This window comes from Novosphingobium capsulatum NBRC 12533 (assembly GCF_001598375.1).
GTDB lineage: Bacteria > Pseudomonadota > Alphaproteobacteria > Sphingomonadales > Sphingomonadaceae > Novosphingobium > Novosphingobium capsulatum.
Window position 1 is genome coordinate 1 of sequence record NZ_BCYV01000017.1, and the last position, 16,664, is coordinate 16,664.

The 16,664-nt window shown below is 65.1% G+C and carries 12 protein-coding genes; 9 read left to right on the forward strand and 3 right to left on the reverse strand.

The window, feature by feature from the left end; genetic code table 11:
* From SCA01S_RS15945 to SCA01S_RS15985, 9 genes are all read left to right on the forward strand, one after another.
* Positions 1 to 1,033: capsule polysaccharide biogenesis protein (locus tag SCA01S_RS15945; RefSeq protein ID WP_062787442.1), on the forward strand; the 1,033-nt coding region annotated here is incomplete at its 5' end.
* A gap of 368 nt (positions 1,034 to 1,401) precedes the next feature.
* Positions 1,402 to 2,313: a hydrogen peroxide-inducible genes activator gene (locus SCA01S_RS15950; RefSeq protein WP_054130735.1), complete on the forward strand. Its 912-nt coding sequence runs from the start codon at positions 1,402 to 1,404 to the stop codon at positions 2,311 to 2,313.
* Positions 2,314 to 2,489: 176 nt separating this feature from the next.
* The gene (locus SCA01S_RS15955) at positions 2,490 to 4,169 is read left to right on the forward strand and encodes an ABC transporter transmembrane domain-containing protein (protein ID WP_062787513.1); all 1,680 of its coding nucleotides are present in this window, start codon (positions 2,490 to 2,492) and stop codon (positions 4,167 to 4,169) included.
* 3 nt (positions 4,170 to 4,172) lie between these two features.
* Entirely contained in the window at positions 4,173 to 5,291 is a 1,119-nt protein-coding gene (locus SCA01S_RS15960; RefSeq protein WP_062787445.1) for an efflux RND transporter periplasmic adaptor subunit, read from the forward strand.
* On the forward strand, positions 5,288 to 6,673 hold the full coding sequence (locus SCA01S_RS15965) for a TolC family protein (protein ID WP_062787447.1): 1,386 nt from the start codon (positions 5,288 to 5,290) through the stop codon (positions 6,671 to 6,673). Before SCA01S_RS15960 ends, SCA01S_RS15965 begins: the two co-directional genes overlap by 4 nt.
* A gap of 115 nt (positions 6,674 to 6,788) precedes the next feature.
* On the forward strand, positions 6,789 to 8,057 hold the full coding sequence (locus SCA01S_RS15970; protein WP_167542916.1) for an MFS transporter: 1,269 nt from the start codon (positions 6,789 to 6,791) through the stop codon (positions 8,055 to 8,057).
* A gap of 29 nt (positions 8,058 to 8,086) precedes the next feature.
* A complete protein-coding gene (locus tag SCA01S_RS15975) occupies positions 8,087 to 9,136 on the forward strand; it encodes a LacI family DNA-binding transcriptional regulator (RefSeq protein WP_062787453.1) in 1,050 nt (349 codons plus the stop codon).
* A 248-nt stretch (positions 9,137 to 9,384) separates the two neighbouring features.
* Entirely contained in the window at positions 9,385 to 11,838 is a 2,454-nt protein-coding gene (locus tag SCA01S_RS15980) for a TonB-dependent siderophore receptor (protein ID WP_062787455.1), read from the forward strand.
* Complete coding sequence (locus tag SCA01S_RS15985) at positions 11,838 to 13,850, forward strand: glycoside hydrolase family 97 protein (protein ID WP_062787458.1); 2,013 nt, start codon at positions 11,838 to 11,840, stop codon at positions 13,848 to 13,850. The genes SCA01S_RS15980 and SCA01S_RS15985 overlap by 1 nt, the downstream gene beginning before the upstream one ends.
* A gap of 92 nt (positions 13,851 to 13,942) precedes the next feature.
* Here the strand turns inward: SCA01S_RS15985 and SCA01S_RS15990 are convergent, their stop codons facing one another.
* The 3 genes from SCA01S_RS15990 to SCA01S_RS16000 all read right to left on the reverse strand — a co-directional run bounded on the left by SCA01S_RS15990 (position 13,943) and on the right by SCA01S_RS16000 (position 16,631).
* Complete coding sequence (locus SCA01S_RS15990; protein WP_062787461.1) at positions 13,943 to 14,254, reverse strand: 2Fe-2S iron-sulfur cluster-binding protein; 312 nt, start codon at positions 14,252 to 14,254, stop codon at positions 13,943 to 13,945.
* Between the two features lie 61 nt (positions 14,255 to 14,315).
* The gene (locus tag SCA01S_RS15995) at positions 14,316 to 15,539 is read right to left on the reverse strand and encodes a cytochrome P450 (protein ID WP_062787464.1); all 1,224 of its coding nucleotides are present in this window, start codon (positions 15,537 to 15,539) and stop codon (positions 14,316 to 14,318) included.
* Entirely contained in the window at positions 15,540 to 16,631 is a 1,092-nt protein-coding gene (locus tag SCA01S_RS16000) for an LLM class flavin-dependent oxidoreductase (protein WP_062787467.1), read from the reverse strand. It lies immediately after the preceding gene.
* Between the last annotated feature and the right edge of the window lie 33 nt (positions 16,632 to 16,664).

Below are 16,664 nucleotides of genomic sequence, written 5' to 3' on the forward strand. Positions count from 1 at the left end.
CTTTGCGCAGTTCCTGGCTGACAAGGGCGTGACCGACGTGGTGCTGTTCGGCGATTGCCGCGATCATCACCGCCCCGCCACCGGCATCTGCAAGGAGCGCGGCGTGCCGGTCCACGTGTTCGAGGAAGGCTATGTCAGGCCCGATTGGGTCACGCTGGAACTGGGCGGGGTGAACGGCAATTCCCGGCTGCCGAGCGACCCGGCGTGGTATCGCGCCACCGCTGCGACGCTGCCGCCGGTGCCGCCCCATGCCCAGGTGCCATCCTCGTTCCGCCGCCGTGCGGCCGAGGGGCTGCTCTACAACTGCGCCGACGTGTTCACGCGGTGGCACTATCCGCACTGGACCAATCATCGCCCGTGGCATCCGCTGGTCGAGGCGATGGGCTGGTGGCGCAAGCTATCGCGCCGCAAGCTGCGCCAGCGCGAGGCCGATGCCCTGCTGCACCGCCTGGAAACAGCGGGAGAGCGCTATTTCCTGTTTCCGCTGCAACTCGATTCCGATGCGCAGATCCGCCTGCATTCACCGTTTGCCGGGATTGCTGACGCGCTGCGGCTGATCCTCGAATCCTTTGCCGCCAACGCCCCGGCCGATGTGCGGCTGGTGGTCAAGGAGCATCCGCTCGACAACGGGGTGCGCGATTGGCAGCAGGAAACCGCCGATCTGGCGCGCCTGTTCGGCGTGGCTGACCGGGTCGATTACCTGAGCATGGGCGATATCGTGCCGGTGACCCGCAGGGCGCTGGGCGTGGTGACGATCAACAGCACGAGCGGCACCCTGGCCCTGGCCGAGGGCATCCCCGTCGTGGCGCTGGGCCACGCGGTCTATGACATGCCCGATATCACCTATCAGGACGGGCTCGATGCGTTCTGGACCAATCCGGTGCCGCCCGATGCCACCACGTTCGCCGCGTTTCGCCGCGTGCTGATCGAACGCTGCCTGATTCCGGGCGGGTTCTTTTCTGCACCGGCGCTGCAAAAGGTGGTGCGCCACGCCGTGGCCCGGTTGGAACGTCGACCGATCGTGCCGGAATAAGCCCCGGAACAAGCCGATGCGTTCTGTGCAAGTGACGCATGGGGAAAGCAGGGCGGACTTCCCGCTGTCCTGCCCAAGCTGCACGACGCGGTGATCTGCCCATCGCTTCGCCGCTGTTAACGATCATCATGGCGGTGAAGCGGGCAAAAAAAAGGCCGATCTTGCGACCGGCCTTGGAAAGTTTGGGAGAGGATGCCTGAAAGGCCCGCTCTAGATGGGCCAGATCGCCGGGGCTGACAAATGCGAATAACGGCGTTGCAGTTGCATTTCGCGCAATTATCATATTTATAGACAGTGTTTGCGGGGCTTGGGTTCCGGCAGCAAAGTCAGCTAGAGTGCGCAAGGCGATGGAAGGGAGCGCTTGAGCCATGACCGAAAGCCTGGCCTGGCCCAGCCTGCGGCAGTTGCGCTGCCTGGTCGCCTTGGCCGATTGCGGCAATTTCACCCGGGGCGCGGCGGCGATGGGTGTGTCGCAGCCGTCGTTCTCGCAACAGATCCACCTGCTGGAAGGCTTGCTGGGCGGCGCCGTAGCCGAACGGGGCGGGCGCATGGTGCTGACGCCGCTGGGCCGTGAGGCGGTGGCGGCGGCGCGGCGCGTGCTGACCGAGGCCGAAGGCTTTGCCGATCTCGCCCGGCGCCATCGCCAGGGCGAACTGGCCGGCACGCTGCGCCTGGGCGTCTCGCCCACGCTCGGGCCCTATATCCTGCCGCAACTGGTGGCGCGGCTGCACGCCACGCATCCCGATCTCAAGGTGCACGTGCGCGAAGGATTGCCCGATGCCCTGCTCGACCATCTGGGCGATGGGCGCCATGATACCGTGCTGGTGCAACTGCCCGTCACCGACGCGCGCTTTCATATCGAGCGGCTGTTTCGTGAACCGATGTTTCTGGCGATGGCGGCCGACGATCCCATGGCGGCGGTGCGCGTGGTGCGGCCCGAGCATCTCGCCGGGCGCGGTCTCTTGACCATGCAGCCCGAATACCGGCTGAGCCAACAGGTGGCAGCCCTGGCCGAACGCTGCGGCGCGCAGGTCTTGCGCGATTACGAGGGCACCAGCCTCGATGCGGTGCGGCAGATGGCCGGAATGGGCATGGGGCTGGCCCTTTTGCCCGAACTCTATGTGCGCCAGGAAATTGCCGAGGGCGGTGACGTGGTGGTGCGCCCTTTTGCCGGCGGGCGGCCCTATCGCGAAATCGGGCTGATCTGGCGCATCGGCGCGGGTCGGTCGGGCGACCTCATGCTCCTCGCCGAGACATTGCGGAGCATTGCCCAGCGATAGGAAAAACCTATCGGATCGATAGGTGACCACCGTATTGGCGGATCACGCGGCGATCGTCATCTTGATGGGCACACCTTTAGCCCGCCAAGGAAAGCCGCCCGTTCATGGACGCCCGCGACCATACCGCCGCCCATTCGCCACACCATCACGGCGCCCACCATAGCCACCGTCCCACCATGCGCGATCTGCGCCGCTGGGCCAGCCTGGTCATGGCGCCCGACAAGGCTTTTATCCGCCTGGCGCTGGTGTTCGGCGCGGCGATCTCACTCTTGTCGCTGGCCACGCCGATCTCGGTGCAGCTGCTGATCAATGCGGTGGCCAACATCGCACTGCCCGCGCCGCTGTTCACGCTCGCCCTCGTGCTCTTTGCCCTGCTGCTGCTGGCCGGCGCGCTGATGGCGTTGCGCGTGGCAGTGATGGCGCGGTTCGAGCAGCGCTTCTTTGCCCGGCTGATGGCCGAGATCACCACGCGGGCGATCCACGCGCAGAACCCGTTCTTCGTCGACGCGCGGCACGGCGATCTGTTCAACCGCTTCTTCGACATGGGCACGGTGCAAAAGGCGTTGACCAGCCTGGTCATCGGCGGGTTCGCCATCGTGCTGCAAAGCCTGGTCGGGCTGGTGGTGACGAGTTTCTATCACCCGTTCTTCCTGGCGTTCAACGTGGTGCTGGTCCTGGTCGTGCTGGTGATCTGGCGCGCCTGGTTGCTGCCCTCGCTCGATAGCGCCGTGGCCAAGAGCCACGCCAAGCACGCCGCGGCGCATTGGCTGGAAAGCCTGGGTGCCTCCAACGGGTTCTATAAATCCGGCCGCCACATCAGCTTTGCGATCGACCGCAGCGAGGCGATGACCGCCACTTATGTGGCCGCGCACCGCCGCCATTTCCGCCACACGTTCAGCCAGACGCTGTGCCTCCTGCTGCTCTATGCGCTGGCCAGCGCGGGTCTGCTCGCCATGGGTGGCTGGCTGATCCTGCAGGGCGAACTGTCGGTGGGGCAGCTGGTCGCGGCCGAGCTGATCCTGTCGGGCGTGTTCTATGGCATTGCCCAGCTCGGCGGCTATCTCGAGGTGTTCTACGATCTGGCCGCGGGCCTGGAAGAACTCGCCCTGTTCTGGGACGTGCCGCAGGAAGCGCCGCCGGCGGCCGATGCCATCGGCCCCGCCCACGGCGCGATCCGCTTCCAGGGCGTGGTCCTGGGCAATCATCGCCTCGACTTTGCGATCGACAGCGGCGAGCACGTCGGCGTGCTGGCCGCGCCCGGCGTGGAGCGCAGTGTCGCCACCCTGCTCAAGCGGCTGGCCACACCCGAGCGCGGGCTGGTGCGCGTCGGCGGCGCAGACCTTGGCAGTTTCGACATGGTGCGCCTGCGCGCCGATGTGATCGTGCTCGATCGGCCGACGATCGTGGAAATGACCGTGCGCGATTACCTGCGGCTATCAGGATCAGGGCGTGCCGATACGCAGTGGCAGGGCGGGGCGATGCTCGACGCCCTGGCGCTGGTCGGGCTGGAAGAGCGTGTCAGCGCCTTGCCCCAGGGCCTCGATACCATGCTGTCGAGTTCGGGCTGGCCGCTGGCGGTAGGGGAAACCATGCTGCTCAAGCTGGCCGGCGCAATCCTCGCCAGCCCGCGCGTGCTGATGCTCTCTCCGCTCTACGACATGCTCGATCCGGCGCGCCTGTCGCGTGTGCTGAACGCCTTGCGCCCGCAAGGCACAACCGTGCTGCACTTTACCGACCGGCCGGGCGGACCGGCCCACGATGCCTGGCTGCGCCTGGGCGAAACCGCGCAGCAGCGCAGCGCTGATCGCCCCGCTGTTGAACCCGTCGCCCCGCCCACTGCCGGCAAGGAGGATTGAGCCATGGCCAGCCATGCCCAAGACATGACGCGCTTTTCCACGCTGGCCAGCCTGCGACCCCCGCGCACGGCTGTGGCGGTGGCCTGGATGATCGGCATTGCCATTCCGCTGGTGGTGCTGGGCCTGCTGTTCGTGCCCTGGGTGCAGACGGCGCCCGGCACGGGGCAGATCGTCGCGCTCGATCCGGCAGACCGGGTGCAGCAGGTGACCGCGCTGGTGCCCGGCCGGGTCGAGCGCTGGTATGTGACCGACGGGCAAAGCGTAAAGGCGGGTGACCCGATCGCGCGGGTGGTGGACAACGATCCCGGCCTGCTCGAACGCCTGGCGGCCGAGCGCGCCCAAGTGCTGGCGCAGATCACCGCCAGCGAACAGGCCATGGCCGTGGCGCGCATCGATGTCGGCCGCTCTGCCCAGTTGCTGGCCGATGGCCTGGCCGCGCGGCGCGATTTTGAAAACGCGCAGATCAAGGTTGCCGAACATGGCGCCAAGCTGGCCGAGGCGCGCGCCAAGCTCAGCCGCGTCGACATTGCCCGCACGCGCCAATCGGCCCAGCTGGTGCGCGCGCCGCGCGATGGGCGCATCCAGTCGCTCAATACGGCGGCCGGTGCCACGCTGGTAAGCGCGGGTGATTGGCTGGCCACGGTGGCGCCGGAAAGCGCGGTGCGCGTGGTGGAACTGATGGTCGATGGCCGCGACGTGGCGCTGGTGCGGCGCGGCCAGCCGGTGCGGCTGCATTTCGAAGGCTGGCCGGCGATCCAGTTCAGCGGCTGGCCTTCGGTGGCGCAGGGCATGTTCGATGGGCGCGTGCGCAGCATCGATCCTTCGGCCCAGGCCAGCGGCCTGTTCCGCGTGCTGGTGGAACCGATGCCGGGCAAGCCGGCCTGGCCCGGCAACCAGTTCACCCGCCTGGGTTCGCGCGTGCGCGGCTGGATCCAGATGGAAACCGTCTCGGTCGGTTATGAACTGTGGCGCCAGCTCAACGATTTCCCGCTGGAATTCCAGCGCCCGGTGGAAACCGGCCCGCGCAAGGGCGCCGGCAAAGGCCTGGCCGACAAGGACGCGGCCAAGAAGGCCAAGCCCGCCAAGGATAGCACCAAGGACGGCGGGGAGGAAGAAAAGTGATCCGCACACTGCTCGCTGTTGCCGCTCTGCTGTGCAGCCAGGCGGCCTGGGCCGGCGAATTGACCCTCGATACCGTGCTGCGCGCCTCGGCCCGGCATCAGCCGCTGGTGCTGGAAGCCATGGCCCGCCAGCGCGCGGCCGATGCGCGCACGCTGGCTGCGCAAGGCCTGTTCGACATGGTCTTCGATGCCGAAGTGCAGGCGCGCCCGCTGGGCTATTACGACAATGCCCTGGCCGAGGCGAAGCTGACCCGGCCGTTCGCTACCAATGGTGGCCAGGTCTATGGCGGCTATCGCGTGTCGAGCGGGCGCTTTGCCGTCTATGACGGCAAGAACGTGACCAATGCTCTAGGCGAAGTGCGCGCCGGCGCCGTGTTTTCCCTGCTGCGCGATCGGCTGGTGGATGAACGCCGCACCAAGCTGGCGCAGGCGCAGGCCGATGCTGAGATCGCCGGGCTGGACCAGGCGATGGTGATGATCGGCGTGCAGCGCCGCGCGGCCGATGCCTATCAGCAATGGGTGGCGTCGGGCCTGCGTATGCGCACGTATCGCGATCTGCTGGCCCTGGCGCGCGAACGCCAGGCCTCGATCGAGTGGCAGGTGACGCTGGGCGCGCGCCCGGCGGTGCTGGCAGTGGAAAACCGCCAGAACATCGTGCGCCGCGAAGCGCTGCTGGTGCGCGCCGAACAGGATCTGGCCGTGGCGGCACAGGCGCTTTCACTGTTCTGGCGCGATGATCTGGGCCAGCCGATGGTGGCCCAGCCTGAAGACCTGCCGGCGGCCTTTCCCGAAGGCGTGGCGCCACGCCTGGCGGATACCGCCACGGTTCTGGCGGGACGGCCCGACCTGCAGATCCTGCTGAACCGGGCCGAGCAGGCGCGGTTGCGCGGTGACCTGGCCGGTAACGACCTGCTCCCCCGGCTCGATCTGCGGGTGGAAGCGGCCAAGGATTTCGGCAGCGGCAGCCCCACGCGCGTGCCGGGCGAGGTGATGTTCGGGGTGCGCCTGTCGATGCCGCTGGAACAGCGCGCGGCGCGCGGCCGCCTGGCCGAGGCAGAGGCCGATGCCGATGCCCTCACGCATCGCTTGCGCCTGGCCGAGCAGCAGATCACCGCCGATCTCACCAGCCTGCGCGTGCAGGTGAGCGGGGCGGAGCGCCTGGCCACGCTGGCCGGTGACGAGGCAGGCCTGGCCCGCCGCATGGCCGAAGCCGAACGCCGCCGCTTTGCCCTGGGCGCGAGCGATTTCCTGCCGGTGAACCTGCGCGAGGAAGCCGCCGCCGACGCACAACTGCGCCAGATCGACGCCCAATACCGCCACGCCGCTGCCCGTGCCGAACTCGCCGCCAGCCTGATGGACAGCGCCAGCCTGGGCTTGGATTGAACGGTTGCTCGGCTTTCCACCGAATAGCGGTAGCTTCAAGGCCTGGGTCCACTATGATCGGCCCAATGGCATATCGATGGCGATCGTGCCACGGATCGCGGAGTGTAGGCCGATCGTGCGTGTGCGGACAATCGATCTCAGCGTCGGGTATTTCGGGCTGCAGATCGCGTTCGGTATCCAGAGCGCCAGCCTGAGCCGGGTTTTCCAGGGCCTGGGCGCGTCGGTCGATCAACTGGCCATCCTGTGGTTGGCCGGGCCAGTGACCGGGTTGCTGGTGCAGCCGGTGGTTGGCGCGCTGAGCGATCGGGCGCCCACGCGGTTCGGGCGGCGGCGGCCCTACATCCTGCTGTCGGCGCTGGTGGTGATCGCGGCACTGGCCGCCTTGCCGCTGGCGGCATCGCTGGTGGTGGCGGTGGCGGCGGTGTGGATGCTCGAAGCGGCGATGAACGCGCTGCATGCGCCCTATCGCGCGCTGGTGGCCGACACATTGCCGCCCGACGAACACGCGCGCGGCTATGCGATGCAGACTGTCTTCATCGGGCTGGGCGCGCTGGCGGGCGCCTGCGCACCGATCCTGCTGGCTTGGGGCGGCTGGTCCAATGTTGCGCTGCCGGGCCAGACTGCACCCTCGATCCGCGTTGCATTCGTTGCCGCTGCCATCGCCGTGGCGCTGTCGGTGGGCTGGACTGTGGCGCGGGTGCAGGAACCCCCGGGCAGTGGCGCGGGGGATGACAAAGCGGCGGCCACGATGGGCCGCAAAGCGGAAGTCGCCGCGCTGTGGCATGCGCTGCGGCCCGTGGCGGTGATCCAGTTTTTCAGCTGGTTCGGGCTCTATCTGTTGTGGGTCTATGCCACGCCGGTAGTCGCCGCGCAGCTTTATGGTGCCACGTCGCCATTCGACGCGGCCTATGGCAAAGGGGCAGACTTCGTGGGCGTGCTGTTCGGCACCTACAACGGCGTTGCCGGGGTGTTTGCCTTCCTGCTGCCCAGGCTGTTCCGCCGCTTTGGCGTCACCCGTGTGCATGCCGCGGCGCTGGCGCTGGGGGCAGCGGGGCTGAGTGGTTTGGCGTTGCTCACCCATCCTGCCGGGCTGATCGGTTGCGCGGTGTTGATCGGCATCGCCTATGCCTCGATCCTCAGCGCGCCGTTCGTGCTGGCTGGGCGGGCGGTATCGAGTGCGACGGCGGGCATGTTCATCGGGGTGATGAACATCTTCATCGTGGTGCCGCAGCTGTTTGCCGGGGTGAGCATGGGCTGGGTCATCGCGCATCTGCTCGGCGGAATGGCCTGGCCGGTGCTGCCCCTGGCCGGAGGGCTGATGGCTGCCGGCGCGCTGCTGAGCCTGTGTCTGTCAGGCATGGACGAGCGCGTTCCCGCAGCGTAGTGCAAGCTAATGCAAATGCTGGGCAGATCATGGCGCGGGTAAAGCGCGGCGGGCCAACGCTGGGCGGTGTTGCCGCAGAAGCAGGTGTATCGGTGGCTACCGTATCGCGCGTGCTGACCGGGCACAGCGCGATCAGCGAGGAGACGCGCGAGCGTGTGCTGAGCACCGCTGACCGGCTGGGCTATGTTCACGTGCCGCAGCGGGTGCGCCGGCATCAAACATCGCTGTCGGAGCAGATCTGCCTGGTCGTGCCGGTGGCAACCGCGCACGGCAGCCAGTTGGCCAACCCGTTCGAACTGGCGCTGATCGGCGGGGTTGGCACTGCGCTGCGCGAGCGGCGGCGCGATGTCTCGATCGTGTGGCAAACACCCTATGACGATGCCACGCTGGCGCAGTTTTTGGACCAGAGCGCCTATGCCGGGACGATCTTCCTGGGCCAGTCGCAGTTTCACGATACGCTCAACCGCTATGCCGCCATGGGCAAGCCGCTGGTGGCTTGGGGGGTGGAAGTGGCGGGGCAAAGCTATTGCTCGATCGGCAGCGACAATCACGAAGGCGGTTTCCAGGCCACGGCGCATCTGTTGCGCAAAGGGCGGCGGCGCATCGCCTTTATCGGTGCAATGCCGCCCATCCCCGCCGCCCGCACGCCGTTTTCGCAGATCGCGATCCGGCTCGACGGTTATCGCGCGGCACTGGCGGCGCATGATGTGCCGTTTGATCCCGACATGGTGCAGACGCCCACGGCCGGGCGGTTTGAAGGGGCAGAGGCGGTCGACAATCTGCTGGAGCGGGGCATCACATTCGATGCGATCGTTGCCGCGTCTGACCTGGTGGCGCTTGGCGCGATCCAGACGCTGCGGCAGCGGGGCATGCGCGTGCCCGATGATGTTGCGGTGATCGGCTATGACGATATCGACGCAGCCGCGCTGTCGACGCCGGGGCTCACCACCATCCGGCAGGATGTGATCAAGGCGGGCAATCTGCTGGTGGCCAAACTGCTGCGCATCATCGACGGCCATCGCGCCAAGTCGGAGCGGTTGCCGACGAACTTGATGATTCGGGAATCCTGCGGGCGCTGAGCATCTGTCGTTTGTGCAAAATAATGATGATGTTCATACATAAGGCGCTGTAAAAGTTATCATAAAATCAGATAGTATGTGCCTCGTCATGTAAATTGCAATCGTTTGCAGAAAATATTTGCATAAGTTTGCAAGTCGGGTCACTTTCCCTCGCATCAGGTGTGCCGCCCAGCAGAGGCGTCTAGGAGGGGATTATCATGCGTGCATGTCGTTTGGCATTGATGGCTTCGGTTGCGTGGATGGGGCCGATGACCCCCGCGCTGGCGCAATCCGCCCCGTCTTTAGCAACTCAGTCTTCGGCTACCCAGTCTGCCGCCGACGCGCCCGCCGCCGGCGCGGCACAGGGCAGCGACCTTGGTCTCAACGAGATCATCGTGACCGGTACGCGCACGGGCACCCGCAAGTTCGAAACATCGTACGCCATCACCACCATCGATCCGCAGGCGATCGCGCAGAAGGCGCCGCTCGGGATTGCCGATCTCATCGCCTCGACGCCGGGTATCTATGTCGAAAGCTCGGGCGGGGAAGTTGGCAACAACGTCTATTCGCGCGGTCTGCCGGCCGACAACTATCGCTATCTGCCGCTGCTCGAAGATGGCCTGCCGGTGTGGGAGGAAGGGGCAGGGGCCTTTACCAACGCCGACGAGTTCTTCCGCGTCGATGCCACGATCGACTCGCTCCAGATCGTGCGCGGCGGCTCGGCCTCGATCACCGCGTCGAATGCGCCGGGCGGCGTGGTCAACGTATTGACCAAGCGGCCGACCCGCACATTCCAGGGCATGGTCAAGAGCGAGATCGGCGATTGGGATCATTATCGTCTCGATGCCAATGTCTCGGGCCCGCTGACCGATCGCCTGTCGTTTGCGATCGGCGGCTTCTATCGTGAGGACAATGGCCTCAGGGACCCGGGCTTTACCGGCAACAAGGGTGGCCAGTTCCGCGTTGGTCTGCAGTATGACTTTGTCGATAGCGGCTCGCTGTTCGTCAGCTATCGCAAGCTCAACGACAAGAACATCTTCTATACCGCCATTCCGCTGGCCAGCCCCAGCCAGGGCCTGCCGGGCCTTGATGCCGGCACGGGAACGCTGGTCAACAATGCCTTTGGCCGGCTGACCGTGCCCGATGGCAATGGCGTGTTCGACAAGAATGTCGATCTCACCCAAGGCATCCACACCAATACCGACACCTTTACCGCCATCTTCAACAAGCCGCTGGGCGATGGCTGGGAGATCAACGACCGCGCGCGCTACACGTCTGGCACGGTTGATTTCAACGGACTGTTCAGTTCCGGCGTCGCCACCAGCCAGGGTTTTCTGGCGAACGCGCTGACCCGCTTGCAGGCCGCGCGGCCCGACACCGTATCGGCCGTCTATCGCGATGCCAGCAATGGCCAGACGGTGGCGGCATCGGCGCTGGGCAATCAGCTTGCCCTGACCGAGAGCATTTTCAACACCGTGGTGAACGTCAAGAACGTGATCAACGATCTGACTATCACCAAAAAGCTCGACACCGGCATGGGCCAGCATACCCTGACCGCTGGCTATTACTTCAGCCATTTCAACCAGACGCAAAACTGGAACTGGAACGATATCCTGGTCGAAGGCGTCAACCGTCCGCGCTATTTCGACGTGGTCGGGCTGAACGCCGCGGGGCAGCAAACCGTGGCGCTGACCAAGGACGGGCTGCTCAATCTGCACAGCAATTTGCAGCGTTTCCATGATGATGTGACGGTCAATGCGCTGTACCTGACCGATGCCTGGCAGGTTACCGATAAGCTGCGCATCGATCTGGGTGCGCGGTATCACCATGTCGCCAAGGAAGGCACGATCGCGCAGACCACCAGCGCCAATCTGGGCGATCCCTCGACCATTGCCGATGACAACGTGCTGGTCTTCACCGGGGCCAATACGCAATATCGGTTCAAGACCGGGCAATGGGCCTTTTCTGCCGGCGCCAATTATGAGTTCAGCAAGCGCGTTGCGGCCTTTGCCCGCTATAGCCGCAGCTTCCGGGTGACGCCGGAGTTCGTTCAGTGGTTTGGCGGTGTACCGGTGGAAAATCGCATCGACCTGGTCGAAGGCGGCGTGAAATATGCGACGCGGCCTTTCTCGGCCTTTGTCACGCTGTTCTACAACCGGTTTCCCAACGTCGCCTTCCAGACGACCGTTGCTGGGCCAAACGGGCAGGCGCAGACCATCAACCAGAAGGCGGCGGCGGAATCGCGCGGTATCGAGGTCGAACTTTCGCTGCGTCCGGCCAATTTCTTCGAACTGGCAGCCAGCGGCAATTACCAGAAGATCACCTATACCAGCTTTGCCGGACAGGACGCGAACGGCCCGTTCGATTTCAGCGGCAACCAGATCGTGCGCCAGCCAGAGGTGCAGTTTTCGATCCGGCCGACGCTGCATCTGTTGCGCGACCGGGTGAACATCTTTGGCGAGGCGGCCTATACCGGCAAGCGTTATGTCGACGTGGCCAACACCATCGTCCTGCCGCACTATACCGAGGTGCGGCTGGGTGCGAACTGGAAGATCACCGACGCGCTTCAGGCCCAGGTGGTGGCGACCAACCTGTTCAACACCGTTGGCTTGACCGAGGGCAATCCGCGTGCCGGCTCGATTGTCGGGGTGCAGGAAACCGCGTTCCAGGGTCGCCCGATCTTTGGCCGCCGCGTTCGCGCCAGCCTGACGTATAACTTCTGATGGAACAGCGGCTTGGCATGATCGTCGCGATCGCGGCGCTGGTCGTGGCCACTCCTGCCCTAGGGCAGGAGTGGCAGACGGTCACCTCGCCCGATGGCCGGATTGTGGTTGACCTGGCGGTCGACCAGGGCGAGGCGGTGTACCGTGCGCGGTATAACGGCAAGGCGATCCTCGATCGTTCGCGGCTCGGCTTCCGGTTCAAGGATGCCGCGCCGATCGATCATGACCTCGCGCTGGTGGCGAGCCGGGCGACCGAACTTGACCGGCCCTGGACCCAGCCATGGGGCGAACGCCGGCAGATGCGTGAGCACTATCGCGGCCTGGTTGCCACGCTTGCCGCGCCAGACGGCCGCAAGCTGGGCGTCGAGATCCGCGTGTTCGATGATGGCTTCGGTTTCCGCTATACCCTGCCCGGCTCGGCGCAGCAGCCGCTGGTGATCAGCGACGAGGAGACCGAGTTCCACTTCGCGCAGAATTACCGCGCCTGGTCGATCCCGGCCTATCGCGAGAAATACAGCGAGTACGAATACAGCCGCTCGGCGCTGTCCGCGATCCAGACCGCGCAGACGCCGCTGACCCTCGAAGGCGATGGCGTTGCGCTGGCAGTGCACGAGGCGGCGTTGGTCGATTTCCCGTCGATGAACCTGCGGATGCCCGATGAAAACAGCCGTACCCTCAAAGCCGATCTGTCGCCTTGGTCCAATGGCGATCGGGCGCGGACGCATGGTGGAGCGGTAACCCCGTGGCGGGTGGTGATGGTGGCGCCCGACGCAGCGCATCTGGCGGATTCGACGATTGTCCTCAATCTCAACGAGCCCAACCGCCTGGGTGACGTATCCTGGGTGAAGCCCGAAAAATACATCGGCATCTTCTGGGCCATGCACACCGGGCTGCTGACCTGGGAGCCGGGGCCAAAGCTCGGGGCCACCACCGCGCGGGCCAAATCCTATATCGATTGGGCGGCGCAGCATGGCATTGCCGGCGTGCTGGTCGAAGGCTGGAACGTGGGCTGGGACGTGCCGGAATGGTGGAAGAACGGCCATTCCCGTTTCGTGTTCGACCGCGCCCAACCGGCCTTCGATATGGCCGAAGTATCCGCCTATGCCCGCGCCAAGGGGGTGGACCTGATCGGCCATCACGAAACCGGCGCGCAGGTGCAGGACTATCTTAGTCAGCTTGAGCCCGCGCTCGATTACTACGATCGCTATGGCGTGCGGGCGATCAAGCTGGGCTACGTCGGCACGCGGCTCGACCAGACCGAATGGCCCGACAGCCAATACGCGGTGCAGAGCCTGCAAACGGTCGTCGCCGCGGCGGCACGGCATCATATCGCCATCTTCCCGCATGAACCGGTCAAGGATACCGGCCTGCGCCGCACCTGGCCCAATCTGATGAGCCGCGAAGGCGCGCGGGGGCAGGAGTATAACGGCGGCAGCCCCGATGGCGGCAATGCACCCGACCATACCACCATCCTGCCGTTCACGCGGCTGCTGTCTGGCCCGTTCGATTACACGCCCGGCGTGGTCCATTTCGATTATCGCGCCAACCGGCCTGACAACCGCGTGCCGTCCACGCTGGCCAACCAGCTGGCGCTCTATGTCGTGTTGTATAGCCCGGTGCAGATGGCGGTTGACCTGCCCGAGCATTATGACGAGCACGCCGATGCCTTTCGCTTTATCCACGATGTCCCGACCGATTGGGAGGAAAGCCGCACGCTGCAGGGCGCGATTGGCGAATACGCGGTTGTTGCCCGGCGCGATCGGCATAGCCCGGATTGGTATCTGGGCGCGATCACCAATGATACCGCCCGCAGGCTGACCGTCCCACTCGATTTCCTCGACGCCGGCGCGCGGTATGAAGCGACGATCTATGCTGATGGGCCCGGCGCGGACTGGCGCACCGCGCCTGAAAAGATCGTGATCCGCCGGCAAACGATTACGGCGCGAGACACCCTTGCGCTTGATCTGGCGCGGGGTGGGGGGCAGGCGATCCGGTTTCGCATGCTGCGCTGATAGTCGATCAGCCTGGGCGGCTTGGACAAATTACGCAACCCCTGCCGGGCTGGACCAAAAACCGCACAGACTGCCATATTTGAGTTCGCAAATTAATCTTCCGGTGCGATTCGGACAAAGACGCCGTCGTGTTCGGCCGACAGGCGGACCTGGCACGAGAGCCGCGAATTGGCGCTACGGTGGGCAGAGGAGTCGAGCAGATCATCCTCGTCGCCCGAAATGCCGCTTTGGCCCAGCGGGCCTTCGACATAGACATGACATGTGGCGCACGAGCAGCAGCCACCACACAGGGCCAGCAACTGGTCGAAGCCATTGTCGCGAATGGCTTCCATCAGCGAAGTATCGGTATTGGCTGAAATCGCGGTGGTATTGCCCTGCCGATCCACAATATTGAGGGTGATCATGAATATAAAGCCCTTGGAATGTGATCGTGCGGGCGCGCTTAGATACACGCCCGCCAAAGTTTCAGTTGGTTTCCCAGCGCAGCATGAAGGGCTCGCATCCCCCCACGATGCCGCCACGGTGGCGCAGCGTCTGGCCCGGCTCCAGTTCGAACCGGGGGATACGGGCAAACCATTCCTCAAGCAGGACTTTCATTTCCATCCGGGCTAGGAACTGGCCCGGGCAGGTATGGTGGCCGCTGCCAAAGACCATGTGGTTGCGCACCTTACGGTCGAGGTCAAAGTCGAGCGGCCGCTCGTTCATTTTGGGGCTGAGCGCGTACAGTTCGGTGGGGGCGACCACCATGTCTCCCGCGCGCAATTGCACCCCATCGACAACCGTATCGGCGATCACTTCGCGCGCAGAAGAAACCAGCGGCAGGCGACGCAGAGACTCGTTGATCGCGGCGTGATGGAGGCCGTGATCGGTGGCGAGGCGGGCTTGGATGTCCGGCGCCTGCGCCAGGGCTCGCATGGTAAAGCTCATGAAGTTTACCACCGTGTCCAGCCCGCCGACAAGCACCTGGATTGCCAGGCGGGCTGCCTCGCTCAGCGTCATTGGGCGGCCGTTGACTTCGCTCGTCGCGATGTGAGTCAGCAGGTCGTCCCCGCCTGAAGCGCGCCGCTCCTCCAGGATTGGCGCGACATAGGCCTTGAACGCCTCGGTCGCCTGGGCCGGGGTGATGCTGCCGTCGGGGCGGGTGAACTGGTCGGCCAAGTGCTTGAGCCGGGGAAGATGCTCCACCGGCAAATCGACCAGTTCCATGAATACCCGCAAGGGCAGCTGTTCTGCGAACTCATGCACGAAATCGCAGCGTCCATTGGCGACAAAGCCGTCGATGAGGTCGGCCGTCAGCTTGCGCACCTTGGGCTCCAGCGGGTGGATTGCCGCACCATAGAGCTTGTCGTTCAAGACTTTGCGAAATGGACGATGCTCGGGCGGATCGAGCGAAAGCGGAATGAATTCGGCATAGGCTTCGCCTGCGGTCGACTTGGGCACCAGCACCACGCGGCTGGAAAAGCGCGTGGCGTCGGAATAGACTTGGCCGATCAGTTCTGGCGAAAGGGCGATCCAGTGCCCTTCGTTGTGCGGGGTCCACACGATCTCGTGTGGTGTCGATTGCTGCAACTCGGCCCAGGCCACGTGCAAGTCGAACTGGCCATGGAATGGGTTGTAGATATCGAAGTCGACGATCCGGTCCGGCGGCAGATCGACCGCCGGTGTGGCGAGAGTGGCGGTGTCGGTCATTCAAGCCTCCGCCTTGGCAAATGCGCCGCTGGGGAGTTTGGGCGCGATGTCCTGCGCCAGGCGGCGCATCGATTCGTTCCAGGGCGTGGGATTGTCGATGTAGTCGTAGCTGTAGAGCAGCATGGTGCCGAAGCCCCCGCCGAGCTTGTCAGTCCAGGCTTCCAGCTTTTCGGCCACGGTCTCGGGCGAACCGACGATCCAGAAGTTGTCGGCCAGGAATTCGGGCGTAACGTCGGAAACAGACTTGTCGGTCCCCTCGACCAGCGCTTCGGCAATGCCGAATGAGTGGTAGGTGGGCAGCAGATATTCGGTCCACGCCCGGCCCATACCCCCTTCCAGGGCCAGTTTGCGCGCCTCGGCATCGGTATCTGCAACGAACACGTCGCGTACCACGCGGTGCTTGGTGCGGTCTCCCGGGCGTCCGGCCTCCGCTGCTGCCTTGGCGAAGATATCGAAATGGTCGAGCAGCGCCGAATTGCTCGAGAACACCGAGCAGGGCGAATACCCGTGGGCGCCGGCATAGCGGATTGAGGGAGAATTGGGGCTGAGACCGGTCATCGCCATCGGCATGGTGCCACCCCATGGCTTCTGATCGCGCACCGGGTGCGCCGCGTCACCCTCGGGCAGGCCGGCATTCCAGAATTCGCCTTCATATTCGAAGGGTTCGCCCTTCCACACCATTTCCATGATCTTGACGGACTCGCCCATCATGCGGTGGTTCTTCGACATGTCCTTGATGCCGCGCAGCCGCGCATCGCTGGGATAGGCGCCGGGCGCCACGCCCATCTGGTAGCGGCCCTTGAGGATGTGGCTGAGCCAGGCGGCCTGGGCGGCCAGCGTGGCGGGGTGGTAATAGGGCAGCAGGTGGGCCAGCGGGCCCAGCTTGATCCGTTCGGTTTGGCGCGCAGCGGCGGCGATCACCAGTTCCGGGCTGGGAATGGCTTCCCAGTTCAGCGTGATGTGCTCACCGATCCAGTATTCGCTGAAACCCGCCTGATCGGCCGTAACAGCCTGCGCGACGGCCCAGTCGAACACTTCGGCGGGCGTGCGCTCGGGTGGCAGGAACGGCGTCTGGAACATACCAATTTCCATGGCATCTCTCTCCTTTGTGGATCAGCGTCGGGC

Bases quoted from the DNA above. Each gene is read 5' to 3' on its own strand.
- SCA01S_RS15990 (WP_062787461.1), bottom strand. From the start codon at position 14,254: ATGATCACCCTCAATATTGTGGATCGGCAGGGCAATACCACCGCGATT.
- SCA01S_RS15985 (WP_062787458.1), top strand. From the start codon at position 11,838: ATGGAACAGCGGCTTGGCATGATCGTCGCGATCGCGGCGCTGGTCGTG.
- SCA01S_RS15955 (WP_062787513.1), top strand. From the start codon at position 2,490: ATGCGCGATCTGCGCCGCTGGGCCAGCCTGGTCATGGCGCCCGACAAG.
- SCA01S_RS15995 (WP_062787464.1), bottom strand. From the start codon at position 15,539: ATGACCGACACCGCCACTCTCGCCACACCGGCGGTCGATCTGCCGCCG.
- SCA01S_RS15980 (WP_062787455.1), top strand. From the start codon at position 9,385: ATGACCCCCGCGCTGGCGCAATCCGCCCCGTCTTTAGCAACTCAGTCT.
- SCA01S_RS16000 (WP_062787467.1), bottom strand. From the start codon at position 16,631: ATGGAAATTGGTATGTTCCAGACGCCGTTCCTGCCACCCGAGCGCACG.
- SCA01S_RS15950 (WP_054130735.1), top strand. From the start codon at position 1,402: ATGACCGAAAGCCTGGCCTGGCCCAGCCTGCGGCAGTTGCGCTGCCTG.
- SCA01S_RS15960 (WP_062787445.1), top strand. From the start codon at position 4,173: ATGGCCAGCCATGCCCAAGACATGACGCGCTTTTCCACGCTGGCCAGC.
- SCA01S_RS15975 (WP_062787453.1), top strand. From the start codon at position 8,087: ATGGCGCGGGTAAAGCGCGGCGGGCCAACGCTGGGCGGTGTTGCCGCA.